The organism is Pseudomonas sp. S31 (assembly GCF_016648105.1).
Lineage (GTDB): Bacteria > Pseudomonadota > Gammaproteobacteria > Pseudomonadales > Pseudomonadaceae > Aquipseudomonas.
This window is the reverse complement of the sequence record NZ_JACVVE010000014.1, coordinates 74,030-89,971: the sequence shown is the minus strand read 5'-3', so window position 1 is coordinate 89,971 and position 15,942 is coordinate 74,030. Positions and strand designations below refer to the sequence as shown.

The following is a 15,942-nucleotide window of genomic DNA, read 5'->3' as shown; positions in this document are numbered from 1 at the left end:
ATCTGTCAACCTGAGCCCCACACGCGATGCCAATTGCCCTTCTGCCTGCAGACCTTAGCCACCGCACCTTCGCCCGGGACCTCACCCGTCGGGCCATGCTGCCTTACTACCGCGAGTTCGACCTGCTGTGGATCGAAGAGGCCTTCGATGAGGCCTGGGGCTGGCGAGAACAGTGGCTGGTGACCGAAGGTGACACGCTGTTGGGGTATTGCAGCCTGAGCCAGGACCGCCAGGCCCTGTTCATCCGTGAACTGCACCTGTTGCCCGAGCACCGCGGCCGTGGCGTCGGCGGCTGGGTGTTGGAGCAGCTGGCGCAATGGGCGCAGCAGCGCCGGCTGCCGCTGGTCAGGTTGATGGTGTTCAGCAGCAATCCCGCCCGGCGCCTGTACCTGCGCCACGGCTTCGTGGAAATGGGCACCGATGCTTGTTTCGTGCGTATGCAACGCGACCTCGGCAAGCCTGGTGGCGTAATAGTGGCTTGCGACGGACAGTCTTGATCGGCATAGTGGCCGATGATCGCCCACTGGACAGTGGGCCAGCCCGACGTCGCAGCAAGCTAGGAGAGGTTTGGTATGAATGGACTCGGTTCACGCCTGAGGGAGGAGCGTGAGCGCCTGGGGATGACCCAACGGGTGTTTGGCGATATCGGCGGCGTCGAACCCAATGCCCAGGGCAAATACGAAAGCGGCGAGCGCACGCCCCGGCTCGATTACCTGGCAGCCCTGGCCCAGCGTGGCGTCGATGCACTCTATGTGCTCAGTGGTGCGCGTACTCCGATACCGCTGGGTAACCTTTCCGATGAGGAAGTAGGCCTGTTGGGCGCGTTCCGCCAGTTGCCGGCAGCGGACCAGGCCGCGTTGCTGCATGTGTCCGCACGCTTGGCCGGCGAGGGTGAGAGCGCTCAAGTACCGTGCTTGCAACGGGTTTGATGTCAGACGTTTCTGAAGGCAGCATTGCGCTAGGCCGATCCTGAAAAATTTTGTTAAGGTGGCGGGATCCAATCGCCCTGTTGACGAGGTGTCTGTTTGATTAGGGTCCTAGTGGTCGACGATCACGATCTGGTACGAACCGGTATTACCCGCATGCTCGCCGACATCGATGGCCTGCAGGTGGTGGGCGAGGGAGACTCGGGGGAATCGGCGCTCAAGCTGGCCCGTGAACTCAAGCCGGATGTCGTGCTGATGGACGTCAAGATGCCTGGGATCGGTGGCTTGGAGGCGACCCGCAAATTGCTGCGCAGCCATCCGGACATCAAGGTGGTGGCCGTCACCGTGTGCGAGGAAGACCCGTTCCCCACCCGATTGTTGCAGGCGGGTGCTGCCGGCTACCTGACCAAGGGCGCCGGCCTCGACGAGATGGTCCAGGCCATCCGCCTGGCCTTCGCCGGCCAGCGCTACATCAGCCCGCAGATCGCCCAGCAGCTCGCGCTGAAATCGTTCCAGCCACAGGGTTCGCCGTTCGATGCATTGTCGGAGCGGGAAATCCAGATCGCCCTGATGATCGTCGGCTGCCAGAAAGTGCAGATCATCTCCGACAAGTTGTGTCTGTCGCCCAAGACCGTCAATACTTACCGTTATCGGATCTTCGAAAAACTCTCGGTTACCAGCGACGTCGAGCTGACGTTGCTGGCCGTTCGCCACGGTATGGTCGACGCAAGCCTCTAATTCATGTCCCAAGCTTTCGATGCCAGCGCTTTCCTGGCGACCTGCAGCGGCCGTCCAGGCGTCTACCGGATGTTCGATGCCGAGGCGCGGCTGCTCTATGTCGGCAAGGCCAAGAACCTCAAGAAGCGCCTGGCCAGCTATTTTCGCAAGACCGGGCTGGCGCCCAAGACCGCCGCACTGGTGGCCCGCATCGCCCAGGTCGAGACGACCATCACCGGTAACGAGACCGAGGCCCTGCTGCTCGAGCAGACGCTGATCAAGGAATGGCGTCCGCCCTACAATATCCTGCTGCGCGACGACAAATCCTACCCCTACGTGTTTCTTTCCGATGGTCAGTTTCCGCGGCTGGGTATTCACCGTGGCGCCAAGAAGGCCAAGGGGCGCTACTTCGGCCCCTATCCCAGCGCCGGTGCCATTCGCGAGAGCCTGAGCCTGCTGCAGAAGGCGTTTTCGGTGCGCCAGTGCGAGGACAGCTACTACGCCAACCGCACTCGGCCCTGCCTGCAATACCAGATCAAGCGCTGCAAGGGGCCGTGCACCGACCTGGTCTCGGCCGAGGAATATGCCGAGGACGTGCGCCACTCGGTGATGTTCCTCGAAGGCCGCAGCCAGCAACTGGGCAATGAGCTCAACGCCGAGATGGAAAAGGCCGCCATGGCCCTGAACTTCGAGAAGGCCGCCGAGCTGCGCGACCAGATCGCCCTGCTGCGCCGTGTGCAGGACCAGCAATACATGGAAGGCGGGTCGGGCGATGTCGATGTGGTCGCGGCCTTCGTCAACCCAGGCGGCGCCTGCGTGCACCTGATCAGCGTGCGCGGCGGCCGCGTGCTGGGCAGCAAGAACTTCTTCCCACAGGTGGGCATCGAGGAGGAGGTGAGCGAAGTCATGGCCGCGTTCCTCTCCCAGTACTACCTGGGCAATGCCGAGCGCGAGCTGCCGGGCGAGCTGATCGTCAACGTGGTCCACGAAGACTTCGCCGCCCTCAGCGAGGCGGTGCAGACCCTGCGCGGCCGCGAACTGCAGATCAGCCACCGGGTACGCGGCACCCGCGCACGCTGGCAGCAATTGGCCGTGACCAACGCCGAGCAGGCGCTCAACGCGCGCCTGGCCAACCGTCAGCACATGGCGGCGCGCTTCGAGGCGCTGGCCGAGGTCCTGGGCCTGGACGAGGTTCCGCAGCGCCTGGAGTGCTACGACATCAGCCATTCCAGCGGCGAGGCCACGGTGGCCAGTTGCGTGGTGTTCGGCCCTGAGGGGCCGATCAAGTCCGACTACCGCCGCTTCAATATCGAAGGCGTCACCGCTGGCGACGACTACGCCGCCATGCACCAAGCGCTGACGCGCCGCTATGGGCGGATCAAGGACGGCGAGGGCAAGCTGCCCGATGTGCTGCTGGTGGACGGCGGCAAGGGCCAGCTGAACATGGCCCGCGAAGTGATGCAGGAGCTGGCCTTCACCGACCTGACCCTGCTCGGGGTGGCCAAGGGCGTGACCCGCAAGGCCGGCTTCGAAACCCTGTACCTCAACGACGTGGCCCACGAGTTCACCCTCAAGGGCGACAACCCGGCACTGCACCTGATCCAGCAGATCCGCGACGAGGCCCACCGCTTCGCCATCACCGGCCACCGCGCGCGCCGCGGCAAGGCCCGGCGCGTGTCGAGCCTGGAGGATGTGGCGGGGGTCGGGCCCAAGCGCCGGCGTGACCTGCTCAAGCACTTCGGCGGCCTGCAAGAGCTCAACCGCGCCAGCATCGACGAGATCGCCAAGGCGCCGGGGATCAGTAAAAAGCTTGCCGAGTCGATTTATGCCAGCCTGCATAGCGAGTAGAATGTCGGGTTCAACCTGCAGCCAGTCGTGCCGATGAATATTCCAAACCTGCTCACCGTACTACGCGTCCTGCTCATTCCGATCTTCATCCTGCTGTTCTATATGCCCTACCACTGGAGCTACATGGCTGCCAGCAGCGTGTTCGCCATCGCCGCCGCGACCGACTGGCTGGATGGCTACCTGGCTCGTCGGCTACAGCAGAGCACCCCGTTCGGCGCCTTCCTCGACCCGGTCGCCGACAAGCTGATGGTGGCCGTTGCCTTGGTCCTGCTGGTGCAGGTGCACGCCAACTTCTGGCTGACCTTGCCGGCGGCGGTGATCATCGGCCGCGAGATCGTGGTTTCGGCGCTGCGCGAGTGGATGGCCGAACTTGGGGCGAGGGCGCATGTGGCCGTATCGAACCTGGGTAAATGGAAAACCGCGGCGCAGATGCTGGCGCTGGTGATCCTGCTGGCCAATCCGCCGCTGCTGACCTTCTGGGTTGTGCTGGGTTACGGCCTGCTGCTGGTGGCGGCGGCGCTGACCTTGTGGTCGATGTTCCACTATCTGCTTGCTGCCTGGCCGCACCTGCGTGAAGGCTCCGAACAGAAATAAAGTTTTTTGAATCAAGGGGTTGACGTCGTTTGCCAGATCGCTAGAATGGCACCCATCACGACGCGGGAATAGCTCAGTTGGTAGAGCACGACCTTGCCAAGGTCGGGGTCGCGAGTTCGAGTCTCGTTTCCCGCTCCAAATATAGATCTACAGAGTTCAATGGAAGTCTGTAAATCGTCGAAAAAGGGCCTTCGGGCCCTTTTTTCGTTTCTGTGGGCGTACTGGGTTTGGTTCTCCAGAGGGGCCATGGTCTTGATGATGTTGCCGCGTTGATCGTAGTCGTACGCCCACAAACCGCCCTCGGTGTCGTGTGTCTTGAAGCGGTGGCTCTGATCATCATTGGCATGGTCAATCGTAGAGAGGCGGCTGTGGGCATTCGTAGCGATGCCCGGTGCGTGCCTGCTCCTCGCAATGTCATGATTTCAACGATGAACGCTGCCGTGTGAGGCACTGGCGATCAAGCTGGCCCCGCAGGCGGTTTTCATGCCGTCGAGTGCAACAGGCACGCCGTTGACTTGGTAGGTGGCGCTACCCTCCGTGATTGGAAAAGTCCCTTTGCATAAGGGACAAAAAACCATGCATCCTTTGCCGGCTATCGGCCGGCCATTAAGGCTTGTGTGCGCTATAGCATCAATCACTTGCCCGCCATGGTTGGTTGTGTCGCCTATTCGCACAATCGCTTTCATGAATTCCCCTGTGCTTGTTGTTCAACGGTATCTCGTAAAGTCAGGCCTGCTGTAATCTGGTTTATGAACTCTGAATGAGAGTCGGGGAGTTGAAGCGACTTCAATGTTAGGTGATCAATGATTGCATTAGTCTCTTGTTGGTTGCATATAAAATTCGTACTTCCGATAAATGATAGCAGTGGAAAATAATCGAGAACATCAAGTACAATATTTTCAAGTGCGTCCTCTATTCCGTCAAACATGAGTGGGTTGTGCATTTTCTTTGTCCAGCTTGAGGCATCTTTGAAAATACTATCCAATGCCCACTGGTTGTTGATTGATGAGTGAGTATATATATGATTCTCATGCAGTTTTTCTATGGCGCTATAAATTGTCGGGTTTGATATCACGCTACCTAATATCAGGGTTTGATCGATTAGTTTGGCAAAGCAAACATTGATTGGTTCTAGGATTTTATTTTCTGTATCAAATAGGTCTAGCATGGTGGTGATGTAAGAAATGGCAGTTGGGTGTAGTGAGTCTTTTCGTATGCCTGAAGTTAGGCGTGCTTTTGACAGACTTAATCGTTCTGTGCTGAGGTCTGTTTTATAGTAGTTTTCGTGCCCTTTTAATATGGCTAATATTTCTTGTTTTGCACAAGTTGATATCTGTTTGTGCAGTTTGGCGGAGGACTTGGGCAGCATGCAAGCTACAAAATAGTCCAGGCTTAGTGAAAACAAAAACTTGTCAAGCATGACATCGGGCTCCGGATGGTTTCTGAGACTACTCGGTTCTGTCTATAGAGAGTCCTGGGTTTCGATATAGTTGCCGCGCTGATCGTAGTCGTACTTCTACAGCCAACCTTCGGCGTCGGGTGTCTTGTAGCGTTGGCCATCAGCATTGGGTAGTTTCTGCATATAGCAACCCGTGTGAAGTGAAGCGGCTTAGTGTGCGAATTTAGTAGCGTATTAATTTTTGCAAAAGACCTTAATTTCTTCGGTTGCATAGAACATCTACTGCGCTTCACTTAGTTATACTTCGTTAATTAATGCATCTATCTTTGCGGCTGCGGCTGCATTTGCGTTGTCAAGCTCATGGTGTGCCTCAGTCTGGATGAATTTTTTAATGTGGGAAAATTTTTTATGCCCGAGATGAGCGCTCCACTTGCGAAGAAAGTCAAGATGAAATAAATTTTCCTTTAATTTCAGAAATGTCAGATAGGGGGCTTCATCTATCCCGTCCATAAGCGACATTATGTATAGGTCCCACTCGGATTTGCTTTCAAGCCATACATCCTGCCATGAAAGCTGAGGGTGCTCGACATCAAGTCCGAGATGCTCAATTTCAGCTATTAGTTCTACTAGTTCCAATGTGACCGGTGTGTTGAAATCGTCGATCGCAAGCCAATAGAGTCTACTTGCAATTGAGTTGATTACATAGGAGGCAGTGTTTAAATCGTCGGTGCTGCCTTTAAGAGTTTCACGGAGATTTACTATTGTTTTTAACGTTTGCTTGGAAACGCTGCTTTCTTTTATGGCTTGAAGGAAGTTGTTCTCGGTTTCTTGTATTCTGTGGCTGGAGAAATTTGCGAAAATGTAATAATTGTTGCCGCCATTAATGATTGTAGGGATGGTTCTGCGTGCTATTTTCTTTATCTCAAGGCAGTCGCTATCTGATGTGTTAGCAAGTATTTCTCCGCAAAAACAGTCTGTGCTCAGAAGAAAAATTATGTCGTCAAAAATTGGCTTCATTCTTGCTCTCTCGCGGGGCTGGATGGGATCTCTAATGTGGCAATGTTGCGTATTGAGGCAGGTATTTTATAGTGCTTATTGCAACCTTGCTTATCGAATTCGAGGATGTTTTTCTTTAGGCCTGATTGTAGATCGGTGGCCGCCTTTTCGTGGCCGGCCCAAGACCCCTTGCCTGCTAGTTGGCCATGAGACTTTGCTTCATCCATTTCGCGAGCGAATATGTACAAGTTGTGCTTGTCCTCATGCATGTCTTCTACTCTTTCCAAAAGACCTCGATTTCCGGAAGATGCTTTTCGTGCCGTTGATTTGGCATAAATTTTTGCGATCAAAGCTTTACATTTTTCCTTGGCTTGTAATGGCTCGCACGGAGAAAGTCCGAAAGGGTCAATCCACTCTATTGGGTTTTTTGCAAATTGATAAACATTTAACCCTCCATTGAAACCGATAGGGTCTTTGGTGGTGAATCGACCAGTTGCGGGATCATAGTATCGATGGCGGTTGTAATGTAGTCTCGACTCGACATCAAAGTATTGTCCTTGGAAGCGTAGCGGGTTCCAACTATCCGCTTTCTTCGCGGTCTCACTACGCTTCTCTTTCATCAATCCCCATGCTCTATAAATCTCACGGCAAGCCAACTTTCCGTGTCTGTCCATAATCTCCTGAGGGGTACCTAAATGATCGCATTGATACCAAGTAACCGTATCAAACCAGCACACTGAATTCGTCTCAATGTCATCCGGGGAGTCATACTTCGGCTGAGGCAGCATCTCCTCAATATAATTCATCACCCCTTGCGCAACGGGGACAAAGGTCCCCGGTTCGAAGACATAATGCGTAGTCCGCCCCTTACCATCCCGACCCTTTTGCTCAAACGCCAGCGTATCCCCATCCCAGATGAACAACGTCAGATCACACCCCAACTGTTCGTCCAGGGCGCGCTTGGCGTTCTCATTCCACACCGGCCCGGCTTGAACGCGGTTGCGGTACTTGGAATGCGAGTCTTTGTAGACCCGTCGGCCTATCGCGTCATAGCCAAACTCGACAACCAGTCGGTCATCTTCGTAACGCCGCAGTCGGTCGTACAGGTCCCAAGTGAACTTGCCCGTCTTGCCGTTTTCGATCCGCTCCAACAAGTTGCCGCGTTCGTCATACCGGTACTGCGTACTCCAATGCCGAGTCGGCTCAGCTAAGGACGCTGCCGTGTGATGCGCTGGCGATCAAGCTTGCCCCGCACGCAGTCTTCATGCCATCGAGTGCGACGGACACTCCGTTGACGCGATAGGTATCACTGCCCTCTATGATGGGGAATTCGCCTTTGCATAGAGGGCAGAAAACCATGTTACCTTTACCGGCCATTGGTTTTCCGTTGAGATTTGTATGTGGGATGCCTTCAACCACATACCCTCCATGATCTGATTTATCGCCAAGACGAACAATGTGGTCCATAAGAGTTCGCCTTTAGGATGTTTGTATCTTTAAGCGTCCGGCTTCAAATCCATTCGCAGAAATATTTGGAGCTAAAAGTAGGTAGCCCATGCCTCCTGCGAACAGGCCTCTATGGTCTGGGAATAGTGTGTCAAGGTCGTATTCGTCAATTTGCATGAAGTAAAACAAACCGTTGCTTTCATCATCTTGTATCCAGCATGGTATCCCCCCTATTTTCGATATTCCATTCGCGCTGCTGTCTTGCTCGTCTGTTTCCTGAGCCCCAATAGGCATTGCCTTGAGGGGGGAGGGGTGTTCATTTCTTTCAGTAGTTGCGGCTAAGTATGCAATGGCAACGCCGTCTTCATTCATTGCTTTGTCGATGTGGTTTAGAGGGTTGATATCGAAGGGGGTGAATACAGAAATTGTAAGCTCGTTGTTTACTGAAATGTCACGGCTATTGTGGTTAACAAAGCTTGCGGATAGGCTGATTAGGTGCATTAGTGGGGCCCCTTGGGAGTCATGTGGCCATGCTATGTTTTGGGGGAGGCGCGGACTTCCTCCTAGGAATGCTTCATGTTTTTTGGAGGTGGGTAATAATGTTATTTTTCTCAAAATAAAAACTCCTATGAGCAGGAACAGTCGCAGTTAATGAATTGATTGGCTTGGGCCCTCAGTTTTCTTGCCTGTGATGCTGGGACGCCTGCTTGCCTGAGGGCTCCTTGCCAAACATCCATTTGTCGCTTGCTGGGTGTTCCAGATCTGTTGAAATCGAATTGATTGATTCCTAGGTTTAAATGTCTATCAGCCAGTACGGCCTCATTTCTGTGTGCGGCAGTATGCATGGAGCGGGGAATAGCTATGGCCGGATTGTTTGGGTTTCGAGTAGCGGAAGACGTTATTCCCATCTGCCTGAGAGCTTGATGTCGTATGAATTCATGTGCATCTAAGCTGTCTCCTTCATGGCCTTGTCCAGTAAGGTCAGTATACCTCCCCAACTGGCAATTTCGCGCTAGTCCAAGTGGATCAATCCATTCTGTAGGATTTGGAGCGTAGGTGTATACATTGATGTCGCCTAGAAATCCAATAGGATCCTTGGTGATGTATCTGCCTGTACTCGGATTGTAGTATCTGTGGCGGTTATAGTGCAGGCCTGTTTCGATGTCAAAATACTGACCTTGGAAACGCAATGGGCTATCGCGCATCTCGCCGTTGGGACTGTCGCTAAAACCTGTAATTGTTTGCCCCCATGCCTTGTGGTTGCTGCTCCAAACAATGTATCCAACATCATTGCTGAGTTCTATAGGTGTTCCAAGTTGATCGCATTGATACCACTCAACCTTCTCAACAGGCCTTGATGCCGATTGATGTTGCCAGACCGGATCCTGGTTCATGTCATATGGGAAGTCATAGTCTGGCTGATGCAGCATTTCCTCAATATAACTCATCACGCCTTGCGCTACCGGAATGAAGGTCCCCGGTTCAAACACGTAATGCGTGGTCCGCCCCTTGCCATCTCGCCCTCGCTGCTCGAACGCCAATGTATCACCGTCCCAGATGAATACCGTCAGATCGCATCCCAGCTCCTCATCCAGCGCACGCCTTGCGTTCTCATTCCATACCGGACCAGCCTGTACGCGGTTGCGGTACTTGGAGCGTGAATCCTTGTAAACACGGCGGCCTAATCAGCACCGTGCGCTCGTCGAATTCTCGAATGAATACCTGCCTGAGGTCGAAGCAGTGCGCAATCATGCCGGCCACCATGCCGGGGGACCGGCTGCGACTGGCGATCATCCCCACGAAACTGAGCAGCCGGCTCCACGGCAGCGGCGTCGCGCCACGCAGTTCTGCGTCATCCAGGCCGATCAAGGCGAAGATGTAGCGCGAGAAGCCATCTGTGGCGCCGGGTTGGAAGCGCCGGTAGTAGCGGTACTTGCGCCAGCCCTGATGCAGTAGGGTATGCAAGCGGTGGTTGAAGAAGTTGAAGTACGCCGGGCGAACACCGATGTCTTGGGCGTGCTCATAGGCCAGTTGGTCGAGGTAGTAGCCGGGCAGTGGTGAGTCGGTGCCATGCAGGCCCAGAAAAGAGGCTTGGATACAGTAGCGGTCATCCTTCAGGCGGCTGGCGCTCAGCACATCAGCGACGGGAAAGGACAAGCTTGGAGAGACCTCCAGGCGCAACCTCCTGCGTGCCTCATCGGAAAGGGGACGTTGCTCAAGATCATCCCCATGGAGCTGGTGCATCAGTTCCAGGAGTTGGAAGTACGAATAGCGGTGGGCATCCTGCGTTATGAGGTCCGCTTTGTGACGGACTCTGGATTCTTCTGATTCATCGTCCATGTCAAATTCTCAGGTGGTGGATTGAGGGTGGCTTATATGGGTGATTTTGTAGGAATAGTTACCGCCAAGATCAGATTCATTAAATAAATCGCACCACGGGATTCATTTCCAAAAGAAAGACCTTGCAGTAAGAAGGGGCTTGTGGTCGAGGTGCGAAGTGTAAGCGGATGTTTGCGAAAAGTTGATTGCCGCTCTATTGCGCAGGTAGCAGCTTTTCCATATGCAACCTATATCTGCTGCGTGAGGGTGTTGATGGTCGGCGTAACGGTTCTCGAACTGCTGTCGGTGCGCATCAAGTTCATGAGTTGCGCAAATATTCAAAAGATCCCGCGGGCGATAAGCACGAGCACTGCAGGCGAACCTCCTGAACACTTAGCCAAGTATTCAGGACCTTATGGTACATCTGTGGGATACCACCGCATCGCTGCGTTGTGAAAACTGGCTCCCTGAACCCGTGGAGCCAGGGCACATGCCTACTACCCCCATAGATGCGACCCGTGATCTTTCTTCCGCCGCCTGCCTTAGAATGGCGGCAGTGGTGGTGTTCGCGGCACTCAGCCCAGCACTGCTGATGACTGCACCTGCCGTGGCAGGGCAACTGGCCAGCCAACTCGTGCTATCCCCCGTGCAGATCGGCCAGTTGTTCAGTGTCGAACTTGGCGCGATGAGCCTGGCGACGGTCCCGGCCTGGTTTTGGCTCAAGCGCGTGCCGCCAAATCGCGCGGCATTGCTGGCGGCGGTGATATTCATTGCCGGCAACATCGCGTCGGCGACTTTCGTCAGCTACCCGGCCCTGCTCGTGCTGCGTTTCATGACAGCGCTGGGCGCAGGTTCGCTGATGATCCTGTGCATGGTCAGTGCTGCCAGCCTGGGCCAGGGCAGCCGCGTCTATGGCCTGTGGTTGCTGGGCCAACTGGTGCTCGGCGCCATCGGCTTGCAGGTCTTGCCGGGGTTGTTCGCGCACTACGGCCTGAGCGCCTGCTACCTGAGCCTCGCCCTGCTGGCGAGCCTGGCCTTGCCGTTGACCCGTGCCTTCCCTGCTCGGTTGGCCAACACGCAACGCCAGTCTGCTCCATCCTTGCCCCGCGCCAAGGCCGTGACAGGCCTGCTGGCGATCCTGTGCTTCTACCTGAGCTTGAGTGGCGTCTGGACCTTCATTGGCGAACTCGCCCAGGCTGCCGGAATCGACGCTGCGCTCAGTGCGCAAGTGCTGGCGATCGCCACGCTGATGGGCATCCTCGGTGCTGCGCTGGCGACGTTCCTCGGCACGCGCCTGCCCCGGGCCATCTTGATCGTCGCCGGTCTCGGCCTGATGGCGGTAGCGATCCTGCTCCTGCAAGGTCAGCCGAGCCTGGCACGCTTCGCGGTCGCGGCGATGGCCTTCAAGGCCATGTGGACCTTCGTGCTGCCGCTGGTGCTGGCCTGCGTGGCCGAGCTCGACCCCAGCGGCCGACTGATGAATGCCACCAACCTGGTGATCGGCGCGGGCCTGGCCGCTGGTCCCGCGCTTGCCGGTCAGCTGCTGCAAGACCATGGCCAAAGCCGGCCACTGCTGTTCGCCGCGGCTGCTCTGGCCCTGCTGGTATTGCCCCTGATCCTGTGCAGCCGCACACGCGGTTGACCCACCCTTGCAGAGTGAATTCCATGACCTCACGCACCGCCTTTTTCTTCGACGAACTGAGCCTCTGGCACAGCGCCGGCCCCCACGCCCTGACCTTGCCTGTCGGCGGCTGGGTGCAGCCTCCGGCCGGTGCCGGGCACGCCGAATCCCCGGAAACCAAACGTCGCCTGAAGAACCTGATGGATGTCAGCGGCCTGACCCGTCAGTTGCAGGTGCGCAGCGCTACTCCCGCCACCCACGAGCAACTGCTGCGCGTACACAGCGCCGAGTACCTGGCACGCTTCAAGGCCATGAGCGATGCCGGTGGCGGCTCGCTGGGCCAGGATGCGCCCATCGGCCCAGGCAGCTACGAGATCGCCGCGCTATCGGCCGGCCTGGCCATCGCGGCGGTCGACGCAGTGCTGCGAGGGGAGGTGGACAACGCCTACTCGCTATCGCGTCCGCCGGGCCATCACTGCCTGGCCGACCAGGCCATGGGGTTCTGCTTTCTCAACAATATCGCCGTGGCCATCGAGGCGGCCAAGGCCCGTCACGGTCTGGGCAAGGTGGCGGTGCTGGATTGGGATGTACACCATGGTAACGGCACCCAGTCGATTTTCTACTCGCGCGACGATGTCTTCACCCTCTCGCTACACCAGGAGGGCTGCTTCCCTCCTGGGTACAGTGGCGCCGAAGATCGTGGCGAAGGCCCAGGGCTTGGCTGCAACCTGAACATCCCGCTGCTGCCTGGGGCTGGCCACGATGCCTATCTGTACGCGCTGGAGCAGTTGGTGATTCCGGCGCTGGAACACTTCGAGCCCGAACTGATCATCGTCGCCAGCGGCTACGACGCCAACGCCGTCGACCCCCTGGCGCGCATGCAACTGCACAGTGATTCGTTCCGCGAGATGACCGCTCGTCTCAAGGAGGTCGCCGAGCGTCTGTGTCACGGCCGCCTGGTGTTGGTCCACGAGGGTGGATACGCCGAGGCCTACGTGCCGTTTTGTGGCCTGGCGACCCTGGAAGCGCTCAGCGGACTGCGCACCGAAGTGTGCGACCCGATGCGGGACTTCATCGAACTGCAGCAGCCAAGCCCGGCGTTCCAGGCCTTCCAGCGCGAACTGCTCGACGTCCAGCGACAACGCATCGGCTGAGCCGTGCATCGGCCATCCTGCATCTGTAGGATGGCCATACGTCAGAACGCCACCGAGACTGAGCCCAAGATCGGCCACTGCCCACGCCACCTCGGCGCGGCCCCCATCCTTGCGTGACCTGTAGAACAACAATAAAACATATCCTGAGGTAATCAGCATGAGCAGCGAGTCCCCGGCTCATCAAGCACAGTGCACCGAACTGCTGGGCCAGTTCAGCAACACCGTGCTGGACATCCAGCGCCTGGCTCAGGCCCGGCCGATCGAACAGTTCCACCCGCAGATGTTCCAGCGCCTGCAGGCGCTGCTGCCGTTCGACAAGGCCTGGTGGGGCCGCTCGGCACAGGTCGACGGCCAGTTGTGCGAACACAGCAGCGCGGTGTTCAACCTGCCGGCCGACTACGTCGCCGACTGGCAGTCGATACGCCACGACGACATCACCGTCGAGCAAGTCCACGCAGCCCCGGGCCGGGCGGTGGTCATCGACCTGGCCAGCACCCCGGGACTGCACTGGCTCGGTGTTCGCCACGACATCCGTGAGCTCATGTGCATCATCGTGGTCGACCCGGTGACACGCCTGTCCGAGCACCTGACGCTGTACCGAAGCCCGGCGCTGCCGCGCTTCTCGCGGTTCGACTGCGAGCTGCTGACCTGCCTGATGCCGCATTTGGCCGCCGCCATGTCGAACAACCAGATCCGCGCCATGCTGGCCATGCGCGAAACCCTGGCCGACCCCCATGCCCTGGGGCTGGCCGTCTGTGACCGACATGGCATCCTGCAGCATGCCGAGAGTGGTTTCATCGAGTTGCTGCACAGTCATTGGCCACGCTGGAGCGGCCCGGTGCTGCCGATGCCGGTGCGTGCCGGCCTGCTGGAGCTGGCCGACCTGCGCATCGAAATGACCGCGGTGGGCGCCAGCTACGTGCTGATCGGCCGAGCCCGCAGCCCCTTGCAACGCCTGAGCCCGCGGGAATATGACGTCGCCCGCAGCTTCGGCAAGGGCCAGACCTATAAAGAGATTGCGCGCGACCTTGGCCTGGCGCCGAACACGGTGCGCCATCACATCCGCACCATCTACGCCAAGCTCGGGGTCAACGACAAGGCTCGGGTCGCGCACCTGCTGCACTCGGCCTCCGGCTGACCTCACCCGTTTTCCCTGACCCTGACCGTCTTGCGCCTGTCGGCGTGGCTCGGTCGCGCCCGAAAATCCTCTCGCAAAAGGAATCCCTATGCGTGCACTCTTGACTCTGGCCATCGGCGCTCTGCTCAGTTGGCAGGCCCAGGCTGCCCCTAAGCAGCCGAACATACTGTTGATCGTCGCCGACGATCTCGGCTACTCGGATATCCAGCCCTTCGGTGGCGAGATCCATACGCCCTCCTTGCAAGCTCTCGCCGACCAGGGCGCGCGTCTGACCAACTTCTATGCCGGCCCCACCTGCTCGGTCACCCGCTCGATGCTGATGTCCGGCGTAGACAGCCACCAGGCAGGGCTGGGCACCATGGCTGAAGGCATGCAGCCGGAACAGAAGGGCAAACCCGGCTATGAGGGCTACCTGAACTTCCGGGTGGCGTCGATTGCCGAACTGCTCGGCAGCGCCGGCTACGACACCTACATGACAGGCAAATGGCACCTCGGCGGTGGCCAGGGGCAGACCCCGGCCTCACGCGGCTTCCAGCAGTCGTTCATCCTGGTCCAGGGCGGCGCCAGCCATGTCGACCTCTCGGAGATGTTCCCCGGCTACGCCGCCCGCTACCTGGACAATGGCAAACCCGCGCAGATGCCTGAGCAGTTCTTTTCCTCGGACCTGTTCACCGATCGCATGCTCGGCTACCTCAAGCGCGGCGAGGGCGACGGCAAGCCATTCTTCGCCTACCTGGCCTATACCGCACCCCACTGGCCGCTGCAGGCCCCGGACGCCTACCGCGACAAATACAAGGGCCAGTACGACAAGGGTTATGAAGCCATTCGTCAGGCGCGCCTGACGCGCATGCAGGCCCTGGGCCTGCTGGCACCCGGCACCACCGCCAACGTGCCGATGCGCGCGGCGCTACCGACTTGGGAAGAGCTGACGCCGGCCCAGCGCCAGGAGCAGGCGCGCACCATGGAGATCTATGCGGCGATGGTCGACAACCTCGACCACAACATCGGCCGGGTGCTCGACTACCTGCAGCGCACGGGCGAGCTGGACAACACCTTCATCCTGTTCATGTCCGACAACGGCGCCGAAGGCACCACGCCCAAAGGCCTGGAGATCGCCGACTGGGTTAGCGCCAACTTCGACAACCGTCTGCAGAACATGGGCCGCAAGGGCTCTTACCTGACCCAGGGTCCGCAGTGGGGCCAGGTCAGCGCCACGCCGAATCCCTACTTCAAAGGGTTTACCGCCCGTGGTGGCATCAACGTCCCGGCTATCGTGCGCTACCCGAAGGTGGTCAAGCCCGGTGCGATCAACACCCAGCTGTTCCATGCCATGGACCTGATGCCCTCGGTGCTGGAACTGGCCGGGGCGCAGTACCCGGCCACCTTCGCCGACCGGACGTTGCTCCCGCTGCAAGGCCGCTCGATGCTCAGCGGCCTTGCAGCACCGCATGCACGCCAGGAGCGAGAACTGGGCTGGGAGCTGTATGGCCGGCGCTCGCTGCGCAAAGGCGACTGGAGCATCCAGATGCAAGCGCCGCCCTACGGCAGCGGGCAATGGGAACTGTACGACCTGGCCCAGGATCCGACCGCCCAGCATGACCTGGCCGCGCGCTATCCGCGCAAGACCCGTGAGCTGGCCGCCGACTGGCAGCGCTATGCCCAGGACAACGGCGTGGTCGATGCGCCGGTGCGCTACAAGTACACCTACGAGAACTGCCTCTACGACCACTGCGTGAAGTGACCACCTCGCGCTCGCCCGGTGCCGGACGAGCGCCCACATCTGC

16 protein-coding genes, 1 tRNA gene and 1 pseudogene are annotated in these 15,942 nt (G+C 58.2%); 10 read left to right on the top strand and 8 right to left on the bottom strand.

Annotation, left to right across the window (positions count from 1 at the left end; translation table 11 throughout):
• Positions 1-26: 26 nt before the first annotated feature.
• The 6 genes from IAE37_RS12870 to IAE37_RS12845 all read left to right on the top strand — a co-directional run bounded on the left by IAE37_RS12870 (position 27) and on the right by IAE37_RS12845 (position 4,223).
• Complete coding sequence (locus tag IAE37_RS12870) at positions 27-497, top strand: GNAT family N-acetyltransferase (protein WP_201174167.1); 471 nt, start codon at positions 27-29, stop codon at positions 495-497.
• A 75-nt stretch (positions 498-572) separates the two neighbouring features.
• On the top strand, positions 573-929 hold the full coding sequence (locus tag IAE37_RS12865; protein WP_201174165.1) for a helix-turn-helix domain-containing protein: 357 nt from the start codon (positions 573-575) through the stop codon (positions 927-929).
• A gap of 96 nt (positions 930-1,025) precedes the next feature.
• Positions 1,026-1,664, top strand: a complete 639-nt coding sequence (gene gacA, locus IAE37_RS12860) for a response regulator transcription factor GacA (protein WP_027916239.1) — start codon at positions 1,026-1,028, stop codon at positions 1,662-1,664.
• Positions 1,665-1,667: 3 nt separating this feature from the next.
• Positions 1,668-3,491: an excinuclease ABC subunit UvrC gene (gene uvrC, locus IAE37_RS12855; protein WP_201174163.1), complete on the top strand. Its 1,824-nt coding sequence runs from the start codon at positions 1,668-1,670 to the stop codon at positions 3,489-3,491.
• 33 nt (positions 3,492-3,524) lie between these two features.
• Complete coding sequence (gene pgsA / locus IAE37_RS12850) at positions 3,525-4,085, top strand: CDP-diacylglycerol--glycerol-3-phosphate 3-phosphatidyltransferase (protein WP_201174161.1); 561 nt, start codon at positions 3,525-3,527, stop codon at positions 4,083-4,085.
• A gap of 62 nt (positions 4,086-4,147) precedes the next feature.
• Positions 4,148-4,223 (top strand) — tRNA-Gly (locus tag IAE37_RS12845).
• A gap of 284 nt (positions 4,224-4,507) precedes the next feature.
• Here IAE37_RS12845 and IAE37_RS12840 read toward each other — a convergent pair.
• The 8 genes and pseudogenes from IAE37_RS12840 to tssG form a co-directional block, all read right to left on the bottom strand.
• The gene (locus IAE37_RS12840) at positions 4,508-4,771 is read right to left on the bottom strand and encodes a PAAR domain-containing protein (RefSeq protein ID WP_201174159.1); all 264 of its coding nucleotides are present in this window, start codon (positions 4,769-4,771) and stop codon (positions 4,508-4,510) included.
• Positions 4,768-5,505, bottom strand: coding sequence for a hypothetical protein (locus tag IAE37_RS12835; RefSeq protein ID WP_201174157.1), 738 nt, complete (start codon positions 5,503-5,505; stop codon positions 4,768-4,770). Before IAE37_RS12835 ends, IAE37_RS12840 begins: the two co-directional genes overlap by 4 nt.
• Before the next feature lie 276 nt (positions 5,506-5,781).
• On the bottom strand, positions 5,782-6,501 hold the full coding sequence (locus IAE37_RS12830; RefSeq protein ID WP_201174155.1) for a hypothetical protein: 720 nt from the start codon (positions 6,499-6,501) through the stop codon (positions 5,782-5,784).
• Complete coding sequence (locus tag IAE37_RS29075; RefSeq protein WP_328822727.1) at positions 6,498-7,634, bottom strand: RHS repeat domain-containing protein; 1,137 nt, start codon at positions 7,632-7,634, stop codon at positions 6,498-6,500. Before IAE37_RS29075 ends, IAE37_RS12830 begins: the two co-directional genes overlap by 4 nt.
• A 49-nt stretch (positions 7,635-7,683) precedes the next feature.
• A complete protein-coding gene (locus tag IAE37_RS12820; protein ID WP_201174152.1) occupies positions 7,684-7,947 on the bottom strand; it encodes a PAAR domain-containing protein in 264 nt (87 codons plus the stop codon).
• Positions 7,948-7,959: 12 nt separating this feature from the next.
• Positions 7,960-8,427: a hypothetical protein gene (locus IAE37_RS12815; RefSeq protein ID WP_201174149.1), complete on the bottom strand. Its 468-nt coding sequence runs from the start codon at positions 8,425-8,427 to the stop codon at positions 7,960-7,962.
• Between the two features lie 125 nt (positions 8,428-8,552).
• Positions 8,553-9,467: an RHS repeat-associated core domain-containing protein gene (locus IAE37_RS12810; protein ID WP_236409938.1), complete on the bottom strand. Its 915-nt coding sequence runs from the start codon at positions 9,465-9,467 to the stop codon at positions 8,553-8,555.
• A gap of 145 nt (positions 9,468-9,612) precedes the next feature.
• Positions 9,613-10,266: pseudogene (tssG, locus tag IAE37_RS12805) on the bottom strand (type VI secretion system baseplate subunit TssG); the annotation flags it as partial.
• Between the two features lie 469 nt (positions 10,267-10,735).
• On the opposite strand from tssG, the gene IAE37_RS12800 reads away from it, so the two are divergent.
• The 4 genes from IAE37_RS12800 (at position 10,736) to IAE37_RS12785 (ending at position 15,899) form a co-directional block, all read left to right on the top strand.
• Positions 10,736-11,887 carry an MFS transporter gene (locus tag IAE37_RS12800; protein WP_201174146.1) on the top strand — a complete coding sequence of 384 codons (1,152 nt, stop codon included), beginning with the start codon at positions 10,736-10,738 and terminating at the stop codon, positions 11,885-11,887.
• Positions 11,888-11,910: 23 nt separating this feature from the next.
• Complete coding sequence (locus IAE37_RS12795) at positions 11,911-13,020, top strand: class II histone deacetylase (RefSeq protein ID WP_201174144.1); 1,110 nt, start codon at positions 11,911-11,913, stop codon at positions 13,018-13,020.
• Positions 13,021-13,177: 157 nt separating this feature from the next.
• Positions 13,178-14,158, top strand: a complete 981-nt coding sequence (locus IAE37_RS12790) for a helix-turn-helix transcriptional regulator (protein WP_201174142.1) — start codon at positions 13,178-13,180, stop codon at positions 14,156-14,158.
• Between the two features lie 88 nt (positions 14,159-14,246).
• A complete protein-coding gene (locus IAE37_RS12785) occupies positions 14,247-15,899 on the top strand; it encodes an arylsulfatase (RefSeq protein WP_201174140.1) in 1,653 nt (550 codons plus the stop codon).
• Positions 15,900-15,942: the final 43 nt, after the last annotated feature.

Bases quoted from the DNA above. Each gene is read 5' to 3' on its own strand.
- uvrC (WP_201174163.1), top strand. From the start codon at position 1,668: ATGTCCCAAGCTTTCGATGCCAGCGCTTTCCTGGCGACCTGCAGCGGC.
- IAE37_RS12870 (WP_201174167.1), top strand. From the start codon at position 27: ATGCCAATTGCCCTTCTGCCTGCAGACCTTAGCCACCGCACCTTCGCC.
- IAE37_RS12820 (WP_201174152.1), bottom strand. From the start codon at position 7,947: ATGGACCACATTGTTCGTCTTGGCGATAAATCAGATCATGGAGGGTAT.
- IAE37_RS12795 (WP_201174144.1), top strand. From the start codon at position 11,911: ATGACCTCACGCACCGCCTTTTTCTTCGACGAACTGAGCCTCTGGCAC.
- IAE37_RS12785 (WP_201174140.1), top strand. From the start codon at position 14,247: ATGCGTGCACTCTTGACTCTGGCCATCGGCGCTCTGCTCAGTTGGCAG.
- IAE37_RS12865 (WP_201174165.1), top strand. From the start codon at position 573: ATGAATGGACTCGGTTCACGCCTGAGGGAGGAGCGTGAGCGCCTGGGG.
- IAE37_RS12830 (WP_201174155.1), bottom strand. From the start codon at position 6,501: ATGAAGCCAATTTTTGACGACATAATTTTTCTTCTGAGCACAGACTGT.
- IAE37_RS12800 (WP_201174146.1), top strand. From the start codon at position 10,736: ATGCCTACTACCCCCATAGATGCGACCCGTGATCTTTCTTCCGCCGCC.
- IAE37_RS12790 (WP_201174142.1), top strand. From the start codon at position 13,178: ATGAGCAGCGAGTCCCCGGCTCATCAAGCACAGTGCACCGAACTGCTG.
- pgsA (WP_201174161.1), top strand. From the start codon at position 3,525: ATGAATATTCCAAACCTGCTCACCGTACTACGCGTCCTGCTCATTCCG.
- IAE37_RS12835 (WP_201174157.1), bottom strand. From the start codon at position 5,505: ATGCTTGACAAGTTTTTGTTTTCACTAAGCCTGGACTATTTTGTAGCT.
- IAE37_RS12815 (WP_201174149.1), bottom strand. From the start codon at position 8,427: ATGCACCTAATCAGCCTATCCGCAAGCTTTGTTAACCACAATAGCCGT.
- IAE37_RS12840 (WP_201174159.1), bottom strand. From the start codon at position 4,771: ATGAAAGCGATTGTGCGAATAGGCGACACAACCAACCATGGCGGGCAA.